At 48.9% G+C, this 10,361-nt stretch carries 10 protein-coding genes; 6 read left to right on the forward strand and 4 right to left on the reverse strand.

Translation table 11 applies throughout. The features are described from left to right. A partial coding sequence (locus KWJ01_RS13305; protein ID WP_224996962.1) for a transposase occupies nt 1-362 on the forward strand: 362 nt, incomplete at its 5' end. Nucleotides 363-736: 374 nt separating this feature from the next. Here KWJ01_RS13305 and KWJ01_RS13310 read toward each other — a convergent pair. Both KWJ01_RS13310 and KWJ01_RS13315 read right to left on the reverse strand, forming a co-directional pair. Continuing rightward, nucleotides 737-1,372, reverse strand: a complete 636-nt coding sequence (locus tag KWJ01_RS13310) for a response regulator transcription factor (RefSeq protein ID WP_224996963.1) — start codon at nt 1,370-1,372, stop codon at nt 737-739. Between the two features lie 29 nt (nt 1,373-1,401). Next, a complete protein-coding gene (locus KWJ01_RS13315) occupies nt 1,402-4,227 on the reverse strand; it encodes a sensor histidine kinase (RefSeq protein ID WP_224996965.1) in 2,826 nt (941 codons plus the stop codon). 196 nt (nt 4,228-4,423) lie between these two features. Between KWJ01_RS13315 and KWJ01_RS13320 the strand changes: the two genes are divergently transcribed. From KWJ01_RS13320 to KWJ01_RS13340, 5 genes are all read left to right on the forward strand, one after another. Then, entirely contained in the window at nt 4,424-5,521 is a 1,098-nt protein-coding gene (locus tag KWJ01_RS13320; protein ID WP_224996967.1) for a serine hydrolase, read from the forward strand. 160 nt (nt 5,522-5,681) lie between these two features. Beyond that, nucleotides 5,682-6,920: a pyridoxal phosphate-dependent aminotransferase gene (locus KWJ01_RS13325; protein ID WP_224996969.1), complete on the forward strand. Its 1,239-nt coding sequence runs from the start codon at nt 5,682-5,684 to the stop codon at nt 6,918-6,920. A gap of 90 nt (nt 6,921-7,010) precedes the next feature. After that, nucleotides 7,011-8,081, forward strand: a complete 1,071-nt coding sequence (locus KWJ01_RS13330; RefSeq protein ID WP_224996971.1) for an AI-2E family transporter — start codon at nt 7,011-7,013, stop codon at nt 8,079-8,081. 105 nt (nt 8,082-8,186) lie between these two features. Further along, entirely contained in the window at nt 8,187-8,459 is a 273-nt protein-coding gene (locus tag KWJ01_RS13335; RefSeq protein ID WP_224996972.1) for a hypothetical protein, read from the forward strand. 233 nt (nt 8,460-8,692) lie between these two features. Beyond that, nucleotides 8,693-9,052 (forward strand): DUF4406 domain-containing protein, encoded by a 360-nt coding sequence (locus KWJ01_RS13340; protein WP_224996973.1) that lies wholly within the window; start codon nt 8,693-8,695, stop codon nt 9,050-9,052. Nucleotides 9,053-9,146: 94 nt separating this feature from the next. On the opposite strand, the gene KWJ01_RS13345 is transcribed toward KWJ01_RS13340, so the two are convergent. Together KWJ01_RS13345 and KWJ01_RS13350 are read right to left on the reverse strand one after the other, a co-directional pair. Further along, entirely contained in the window at nt 9,147-9,782 is a 636-nt protein-coding gene (locus tag KWJ01_RS13345) for a response regulator transcription factor (protein WP_224996974.1), read from the reverse strand. A gap of 12 nt (nt 9,783-9,794) precedes the next feature. Further along, nucleotides 9,795-10,361: sensor histidine kinase (locus KWJ01_RS13350; protein ID WP_255651086.1), on the reverse strand; the 567-nt coding region annotated here is incomplete at its 5' end.

Raw genomic sequence — 10,361 nt, forward strand, 5'->3', positions numbered from 1 at the left:
GGTCTGCTTCACAAGCTCATCGGGCAGAGATCCTCTTTAGTAGGTATCCTGCCCTGGAACAAGCTTACAACCTCTCCAGGGATTTGGCTGCTATCTACCAGCAGACAAAGGTAAGAGAAGTAGCTTTCAAGAAGCTTGCCCTCTGGTACAACAAAGTAGAGAAAGCAGCCTTTAAATCTTTCTCTACAGTAGCCAGAACTATTCAGAACCACTACCTAAGCATTCTCAACTTCTTTGACAACAAAAGCACCAATGCTTCTGCTGAATCCTTCAACGCCAAAATCAAAGCCTTCAGAAGCCAGTTCAGGGGCGTGAGAAACATTGACTTCTTCCTTTTTAGATTAAGTAAAATCTATGCCTGATTCTACCCCTGCTCCACAACTTTTCCGCTTGATCCGTAGTATCGGCAGGCGACCTAGTGAAAGCATGTGTAGCCCGGGAACTGATAGAAGACTAGAATCGTAAGCATCTCACTGTCGCTCATCAGGGGATGATTAGTGAGGGAAATCTGAAATTGGGGCTGACGGCGTTTCCACTCTTCAAGAGCTATGCAGAAATCATTCAGACAGATGAATAGCTCTATCAACTTATTTGCTTCCGCAGTGGAACTGTATTTTCACTAAGCATGGGCTAATGGAGTTTAAATATTAGATGGTCGCACTTCTAATATCCTAAATCCTGTAGCCTTTTGCTATTTATTGCTATTGATTATCAGTGCCTTAATCGATAAATTGCGTTAAACCAGCCTGTCTCTGTATGCTTTGGAAACAGCTTCTGTTTTGGAGTGTACCTGCAGCTTTTCGTAGATCTTTTTTATGTGGGATCGTACCGTTTCCAGCGATATGTGGAGTTCGGCTGCGATTAATTTATAGCTATAGCCGTTTACCAGCCACTGTAGTACATCTTTTTCCCGCTCGCTTAGCTGGTAGTCGGTGATCTGCTGTGCAACCGGCGGGTGGGCAAACAGCTGCAGTACCTGGCGGGCCACAGAAGCAGTCATGGCCGCGCCCCCTCCATATACATCCTGCAGGTATTCCAGCAGTTTGGCCGGTGGCGTTTTTTTCAACAAGTAACCATCGGCACCGGCTTTCATGGCATCGAACACTGTCTGGTTATCATCGAAAACCGTCAGCATTACTACTTTTACCCCCGGAAAGCTGTTTTTAATCAGCTGAAGTCCGGCCAGACCACCAATGCCAGGCATGTTGATGTCCATCAGTACAACATCGGGCCGATGCTGGCTTACCTCCTCTGCTACCTGGTTGCAATTAGGATAGGTGCCAGCTACCACAAAGCCATCGGAGCCGCTGATCAGCATACTAAGTCCTTCCCGCAGGGGCTTGTTATCGTCATATATAAGTACTTTGATCATGGGGTTGCCTTGGTGATAAATGTGATGGTTTAAACTTTCTGCTGGCCTACAGGCGCTTTTAAGCTTATGGTGGTACCGCTGCACTTTTTAGAAATAATCTCCAGTTCTCCATGAATAGCCCTGGCACGTGCCTGCATGTTAAGCAAACCATTGCCTTCTGGAGGAAGATTAGTATCAAAGCCCCTGCCATTATCACTGATAAGCAGGTGCAGCTGCTTTTTTTGAATTGTGAGGCTAATTTCCAGGGATTGGCACTGTGCATATTTTGCTGCATTGTTCACAGCTTCCTTAAAGATCATAAAGCAATTGTGCTTTACAGCCAGAGGCAGGCGGAGTGCAGAAACCCTGTCATCAAGCGAAAAAGTGAAGCTGATCCCTTTAGGTTCCAGGATCTCTGAGCAAAACACCCGCATACGGGCTACCAGGTTTTGCGCAGCATCGTTCAGGGGGTTAATGGCCCACACAATGTCGTCCATAGATTCCATCATGCGCTGGGAGTAGTCGCTTATTTTCTCCAGCTGTAGCTGTGCCTGCGCCGGATCTTTGCGTATCTGCTGCTGCACCATGGCCGAGAGGATGTTGATGGTGCTTAAGGTAGAGCCCATGTCGTCGTGCAGATCGCGCGAGATCTGGGTGCGCATGTTTTGTAAAGCCAGCAGCCTGCCGATGCGGATTCTGTAGAGGATAAAACCCAGGCCTGCAACCAGAAGCACCAGCAATGACCGGAACCACCAGCTTTGCCAGAAGGGCTGGTCTATGCTTATGGCCAGGCTTGCCTCATGAATGGTGCTGGCACCATTGTCTTTTTCGGCTTTTACTTTAAAGCGATAGTTGCCGCTTTCTATGTTGGTATAGTTTGCCGACCTGTTTGGCCCGGCAGCTACCCAGTCAGCATCCACTCCTTCCAGCTGGTAGTAGTAGCTGATGCGGTTATCGTCATAGTAGTTAAGAGAGGCATAGTCGATGGTGAAAAAGTTCTGCCGGTGGTGCAGAAGGATTTCACCATTCCGGCTCAGGGCCGAGTCGAGCTTAACAGGCTTGCCATAGATGCTAAGGCCGGTAATTAGTACCTCGGCAGGTGGCTGTGTGCTGCTTAGGCTGTCGGGATGAAAATACAGGATGCCATTCATGCTGCCGATCAGGATTTTGCCATCCCGGAGGCGGAGGGAGGCACTGAAGCCATAGGGATCATTGGCCAGGCCATCCCTGGCCCCATAGGTGGTGAGGCGGCCGGTGTTCAGATTCCAGCGGCTTAGGCTGTTCTGTGGCGTTACGAAAAATTCTCCCTTTCCTGTTGCTACTACATTAATGATGGCATTGGCAGGCAGGCCATCTGCGGTAGTAAATACTTTTCCGGTTTTTTGGTGTATATCCAGCAGGTGCAAACCAGCAATGCTGGAAATCAGCAGGCTGCTGCTGTCTGACCACTGCATATCACCTAACTCGTTACTAAGCAGTGCAAAGGGGCTGGAGCTGGTATGGTAGCGCTCGGTAAGGGCAAGCGTTTGTTTGTTGATTTTGAACATACCGCCCCTGGAGGTTGCTACCCATACGTAATGTGGCTGCTCGGCCAGTATGCGTATGATGCGGCCTGTGCTGCCGGTGGCTTCTCCCAAATTCAGCTTAAGGAGTGTTTCGGTAGCCGGATCAAAGCTGAATAACTGCCCCTGGTCTGTGCCCAGCCAGAGCTTTCCGCTGCCATCGGGTGCCGCCTTTGTAATGGTCTGGCCTGCCAGGAGGTCTGGCCGCAGGTAGCTGCTGCGGCCATTAGTGTCTATTTTCAGTAAGGTTCCTGCCTGGCTGCCGGCCCAGATATTGCCCTGCTGATCCTGCGCCAGACACCACAGCTGCAGAGAACCAGCTTGCGCATCATTGCCCAGGGATAGCTGCCGAACAGGCTTTAGCTGACTATCGTAAGTGAGAATTCCCCTGTTTAGGGTACTCACCCATATTTCTCCACTGCTGGTCTGGAGGAAATCGCTGGGAAGCAGCGGAACAGCATCGCCATGGGGAAAAGAGGGAAGAGGCGCTCTGTAAAAATGCTGCTTGTCGGGATTAAAGTAGTAAACACCATTGTCGGTGCCAATCCAGATGGTTTTATCCCGATCTTCGGCCAGGCAGAAAATACGGTTATACTCTATGCCATAGCGTGAGGCTTTAACTTCTGGAATGAGCGTAAAGCTGCTGCTGTCGGGATAGAGTGCCAGTAATATTTCGCTACCCGCCCACACTATTTCCCTGCTGTCTTTTAAGTAAACATAATTTTCGTTGCTTTGCCAGTTTTTCAGCAGCGGTTCGTAGGTGCTGTTCTGTTTCCGGAAGGTGGGAACACCGGCAATAACCACAAAGGAGGATTGATCGGGTTTGAATAGAAGCGCAGGCTGGTTTGCGGAAGATACCAGCCATATTTGCCCTCTTTCATCTTCTGTAAAATAGCTGCCACGCGAAAGGCCTCCCCGCGCTTGCTCCGGAAGCCTCATCCGTGTAAACTCTTTCGTGTTTGGTTTGAAGCGGGTAATGGTCGTGGAAGAAGCAATCCAGAGAACTCCCTGCTTATCCTGGTACAGGGTTTCGACTATATCTGAAGCAAGGCTGTTCTGGTTGCGGGGGTCGTGGCGAAAATGGAGGAACTGGCGGCCATCGTAGCGCTGCAGGCCATTGTTGGTGCCAAACCAGAGAAAGCCTTTGTCATCCTGCAAAATAGAGAGCACATGGTTACTGGCAAGGCCATCCTCCTGGTCGAGGTGCAGGTAAATGGGAGATGGTACCGGCAACTGCAGGGGTGCACCATAGCACAGCCCGCTGGTTAGTACCATCAGCCACAACAGCAGGGGAACAAAAGGTCTTGCACTCATACCAGCAATTAATATACTGAAGGTACTAAGTAGTTGGAGAATTGTATATGCAGCACCCCTAAAATCACCCGTTTATGGGATGCAGGCCTCCTTTACCTGCCCCAGTTTCACCTCTACATGCGATTGATTAAGGTCTGCAGCTCCCGGATCTTTGCAGAGTACATTTATCACTCCAGAAACATTAGCACCTAACACTATGAAAGAATTAATAATCTCTGCGCTGATCGGCTACTTATTGAGCCTCCCGCTGCTTGTGTCTGCACAAAAGACCCCTGACCTTAAAAAGGAAACAGAAACCTTTCTGCAGGACGCCATGGCCAAACACCACATACCGGGGCTGGCCTATGCCATTGTTAAGGATGGCAGCATTATCCATCAGGGCCAGCTTGGCAAAGCCAACCTTTCCTGGAATGCCGCGGTAGACCGGGAAACAGCCTTTCAAACCGCCTCCTGCTCCAAGCTCTTTACCGCCTTGCTCTTGGGCAGGCTGTTTGAAGAAAAGATTTTGTTACCGGAGCAGAAGCTGGAGGAGCTGCTGGACAGCATTCCCTCCTCCTGGCAGGGCATTACTGTAAAACAGCTGGCTTCCCACCAGTCAGGCATAGGCATGGCAGATTTTAGCAAGGCCACCACCACCAAAGAAGCCCTTGAGCTTGCCAAAAAGCAGGAAATGACCAATGAGCCGGGCACCCGCTCCTTTTATGTAAGCTCCGATTACTGGATACTGCAGTACCTGATAGAACAGGAAACCGGCAGGCCCTTTTTTGAAGTACTGACACAGTATGTGCTTGAACCCCTGGGCATGCAGCATACCTATGTGAACAACAATGATGATACTGGTATCAGAACCCACCAGCTTATTCCTAAAGAAGCAGCCGTATATGCGTACCAGGATGGTAAATATGTGGTGAGCGATATGCAGTTTGCCAAAACTGGTTACTCGGCTGGCGGCATCTATACCTCCATTGAAGACATGGCTAAAATTGCACAGGTGCTGGATGAGGGCAAATTCCTGAAACCCGAAACACAGCAGCTGCTGCTTACGCCTGTAGCCCTGAAAGAGGATGGGTTTGGTTCTTTTGGCATAGGCTTTATTGCGCAGGATTACCAGGGGCATAAAGTATCCGGCCACAGCGGCGGACCCGCCCTGGCAGATTTTGTGCGCTTCGATAAGCAGAAGCTTACTTTTATAGTACTTAGCAACCAGCGTGGTTTTCCTCCTTACCTGTCGTTTACACTGGCAAGCTTTTTTATTAGTGGGCTGGAGAAGCCTGTGCTTCCGGAGCATTTGTAGGCATGAATAGCTGTAGTGCTTACCCCCAGCCTGTTTTTTAATATTTTTTCTGAAGCTGATGCAGCCTGAAAACAGTACAGGCCTGCATCAGCTTTTTTGTTTTCTGGTGCAGCTTGCTGCCTGCCGCTAAAAAGCTGTACTTTTACGAAAACCAAGCTGCATGATACAACGCAATACCAGACTGGACAGCGTTAATTACGAACTACAGGGCCCCTTATACGAGAAGGCAAAAGAGCTGGAGGAGCAGGGGCATCGGATATTAAAACTAAACCTGGGCAACCCCGCTCCCTTTGGCTTTGATGCACCACAGCATGTTGTAGATCATATCATTCAAAACCTCCCCAAAGCACAGGGCTATGCCGATTACCGGGGAATAGTACCTGCCCGGGAAGCCATCCGGGACTACTACAGGACCAAGGGTGTGCAAGGGGTGCAGCTTAACGACATTATGATTGGCAATGGCGTTAGTGAGCTGGTGTTTTTTGCCGTGCAGGCCCTGCTGAATGAGGGGGATGAAGTGCTTGTGCCAACGCCCGACTACCCGCTCTGGACTGCAGCTGTTAATTTTTCCGGAGGTAAAACCGTACATTACCTCTGCGACGAAGCTTCCGGCTGGTATCCCGATCTGACCGACATCAGGCGAAAGATTACATCCCGCACGCGTGCTATTGTGCTCATCAACCCTAACAATCCCACAGGCGCCGTATACCCGCCGGAGATGGTGCAGCAGTTGGTAGCGCTGGCAGAGGAGCATGGGCTGGTGGTATTTTCTGATGAAATTTACGACAAGATCCTCTACGAGGGCGTTGTGCATTACCCAACTGCCTGCTTTGCAGATACAGCCCTGGTTGTTACCTTCAGCGGGCTTTCTAAAAATTACCTTTCTGCAGGCTTTAGGGCAGGCTGGATGCTGGTGAGCGGTAATAAAAGGGCTGCCGCCGGCTATATTGATGGCCTTAACATACTGGCCAGCCTGCGGGTGTGCAGCAATGTGCCTGCACAGTATGCCATAGCAGTAGCCCTGAAAGGATACCAGGCTGTTGACGACCTGGTACTGCCTGGCGGCAGGCTCCGGCAGCAGCGCGATCTTTGCTACGAAATGCTAACCGCCATTCCCGGTATTAGCTGTGTTAAGCCCATGGGTGCCTTTTATATGTTCCCGAAAATAGATGTGAAGAAGTTTGGGATTACCAGCGACCTGCAGTTTGCCCTCGACTTCCTGGAGCAGCAGCAGGTGCTCCTGGTGCAGGGCAGTGGCTTTAACTGGCAGCATCCCGATCATTTTCGGGTGGTATACCTGCCATCATCAGAAGAGATCAGCCAAACAATGGTGAAGCTCTCCGGGTTTCTGCAACAGTATCAGCAGCAATCTCCCGCTCTTTCGCTGAAAGACCGTTAGTATGAGGAACTCTTCCGGAAAAGAAGATTTAGGGGCTGATTAGTTACATCTTTTTAAGTGATCTTTCAGGATCGATAAAGCTACTGTTGCATGAGAACCATTCCAGGTTATTTCAAATATTTTATTATTCTGGCAAGCCTTGTACTAACCATTTATGTACTGATACTCGGAAAGCCTATTTTAAGCCCGGTGGTAACTGCTTTTATTATTGCCATACTGCTGCATCCCATAAGTGGTTATATTGAACGTGCAAGGATTAACCGTGGCATTAGCTCCCTGCTTTCCATATTGTTGGTGATGCTGGTGCTTTCGGGGCTTTTCTACTTCTTTTCATCACAGGTAGGTAGTATTACCAGCGATCTGCAGTCTATTGGAGCACGCTTCAATGAGATTATAGACAGGGGAAATACCTGGATGGAAGATACCTTTGGGGTAGCACAAAGAGAGCAAAACAGGTATGTGAAAGACTCCTTGAACAGCTTTCTGCAGAACAGCACAGCTGCCATTACCGGCACCCTCTCTGCCACTGCCGATTTTTTCACTTCTTTTTTCCTCTTTCTGATAACACTTTTTTTCCTGTTGTACTACCGCAGGTTTTTTGTTGCCTTTGTATACAAATGCTTCAGCTCAGAAGTGCACCCCCGTGTTGGCGCCACTATTGGTAAAGTAGAGATGGTGGTTAGGAGCTACATTGTGGGCCTTATTACAGTAATTGTGATTGTAGCCGTGCTCAACTCCGTAGGCCTGATGTTGCTGGGCATTCAGCATGCCATTTTCTTTGGTGCCCTTGCCGCAGTGCTCACCATCATTCCATACATCGGCATTCTGGTTGGTTCCCTGCTGCCTATTCTTTTTGCGCTGGTAACAAAGGATTCGCTGTGGTACCCGGTAGGGGTGGCAATTCTGTTTTGGGCAGTGCAGTTCCTGGAAGGCAATTTTATTACACCTAATGTGGTAGGAGGCAGGGTAAGCATCAATCCTTTTGCTGCTATTATTGCCCTGTTTTTGGGGGGCATGGTTTGGGGCGCAATCGGAATGATCCTGGCAATTCCCCTCCTGGCGATCATTAAAGTTATTTGCGATGCCGTAGAACCGCTCCATCCCATTGGTTTTCTGCTGGATAACCCTCCGGTGGAGGACCCCATGAAGACACCTTTGTGAAAGCATTAAGACTTAGATTTTAAAATATAAAGTAGCTTTCAGCTCCATCGGTATGGCAGGTTTTGCGTATTGATATGGAAAAATCACCAGTTATACCTTAGCGATATGATCAAGCAAGAGCCCTCAATAGAAAATAATTTTCATAAGCACCTGGAAGAAACAGCTGCAACCAAACAGTATGTAAGGGTACATTATTATTCCGATCTGCAGGAGCTGCTAAAAACCACCCAGGTAGTAAAAAGCATTGCAGAACGTAATGGCGAGGAGTACCTGCTGCTGGCCAATGGCGAGGAAATACCTCTGAACAAGCTGGTGCGCGTGGGCAACAGGCTAGCACCCGGCCACGATACCGATGATGCCTACAGCTGCGATTGTTAGTGTACATTTTTGCTCCGGGCTTTAGCTGTTGATCAGTTATAAAATCATTAGAAGTACGTATTTATTTTGAAGGTTACCTCGCTACCTTTGGGCTGTGCCAGGTGAAGATGGTTTTTACCGTCTGCATCCTGCATCCATGCTAATGAGCGCACAGATGAAACTCCTTTTTCTGTTCATACTTGGGCGGAATAAAAGATAAAAAGACCATAATGCGCTAAAATCAATAAGCTGATATGAGCCCACAGATGATCCTGGTAGCAGGCCCTTACCGTTCCGGAACAAATGATATTCCGGCCCTGATTGAAAAGAATGTTAAGGCCATGCACGAAACTGCACTGCAGATTTATATACTGGGGCACCTGCCGGTTTTAGGCGAATGGTTTGCCCTGCCCCTGATCGAAACCGCGGGTTCTAAAGAAATGGGTGATGAAATCTGGAATGAGCTGTTTCACCCGGTGGCCATCAGGCTCATTGAAAAATGTGATGCTATTCTAAGGATCGGCGGACCATCAGGCGGGGCGGACGAGATGGTGAGGATAGGGCAGGAAAGGGGGAAAAAGATCTTTTATCATATCACAGAAATAGAGCCCTGATCAGGTGCCTTAAAGCGGGGGCAGCAACTCGCCGTTTTACTTACTCCTGAAATCAGACAGTATCAAAGAATACTGTATCAAAGAATGAAGAAAATTAGATAAGCCCGCGTTTATAGGCCTCCTGCACCAGCCCGGCGGTGTTTTTGGCACCCAGCTTTTGTGTGATGTTAAGGCGGTGGGTTTGTACGGTGCGCAGGCTTATGAACAGTTTATCGGCTATCTCCTGGTTGGAATGTTCAGTAGCGATCAGGGCCAGGATTTCCTCCTCGCGCTTGGTAAGCAGCACTTCCTGCAGGGTACGCTTCTTGCCGGTAAGGCTTTCCTCCAGCATGTTTTTTTGTATCTGTGCATCGATGTACTGCTGGCCTTCCATTACAGTAAAAATGGCTTTTCGCAGCGTTAGCTGATCTGTATTTTTCAACAGGTAACCCAAAGCACCATTCCGGATCATTTGCTTTACATAATGGGTTTCTTCCAGGTTGGTAAGCGCAATTATTTTGATGGCAGGATACTTACCGCTTATCTGCCTGCACAGGTCTATGCCGTTCTGCCCGGGCATCTGAATATCGAGCAGCAGTACATCGGGCTGGGCCTCCTGCAGCGTATGGAGCAGCTGTTCGCCATTGGTAACGGCAAAAAGCACACTGATCTCCCTATCGGATTCCATCATGGCTTTCAGGCCACCAATTACCAGCAGGTGGTCGTCGGCTATGGCAACTTGAATGGGCATATGAGTATAGGTTTATACTGCTGTGGAAAGAAAAATTTGTTTTTCGAGGAATGGGTTGATGTCGAATTCCAGGTAAACGGTAGTGCCATTGCCTTCGGATGATTCGATGTTTAGCTGTCCGCCAATATCCTGCACGCGGGTTTTGAGGTTGTGCAGCCCCATGCCCTTACCATCGGTCATGTTAAACCCCCTGCCGTTATCCTCAACAGTAATGGATAACACCTGCTCGTGCTGGCTTAACTGCACCAGGGCATGGCTGGCTTCGGCATGCTTAATGATGTTGTTGACCAGCTCCTGCACAATGCGGTAAATGATCAGCTTAAAATTGTTTTTAAGCTTGGGTGCCTCGCCCAGGAAATAAAAGTCAACCTGCAGGTTAGGATTGCTTACTTTCTGGCAGAAGTTTTCCAGGGCTGCATCCAGCTCGTAGCGTATGAGTATATCCGGGGAAAGGTTATGGGCAATGGTTCTGATCTCATGGGTGGCACTATCCAGCATGGAAACCGTATGGTCGAATTTCTGGAAGCGTTCAGGTACAGCTTCTTCGCTTTTTAAGATACTAAGGTGCATTTTAGTGGC

It is taken from the genome of Cesiribacter sp. SM1, from assembly GCF_020178975.1.
Lineage (GTDB): Bacteria > Bacteroidota > Bacteroidia > Cytophagales > Cyclobacteriaceae > Cesiribacter.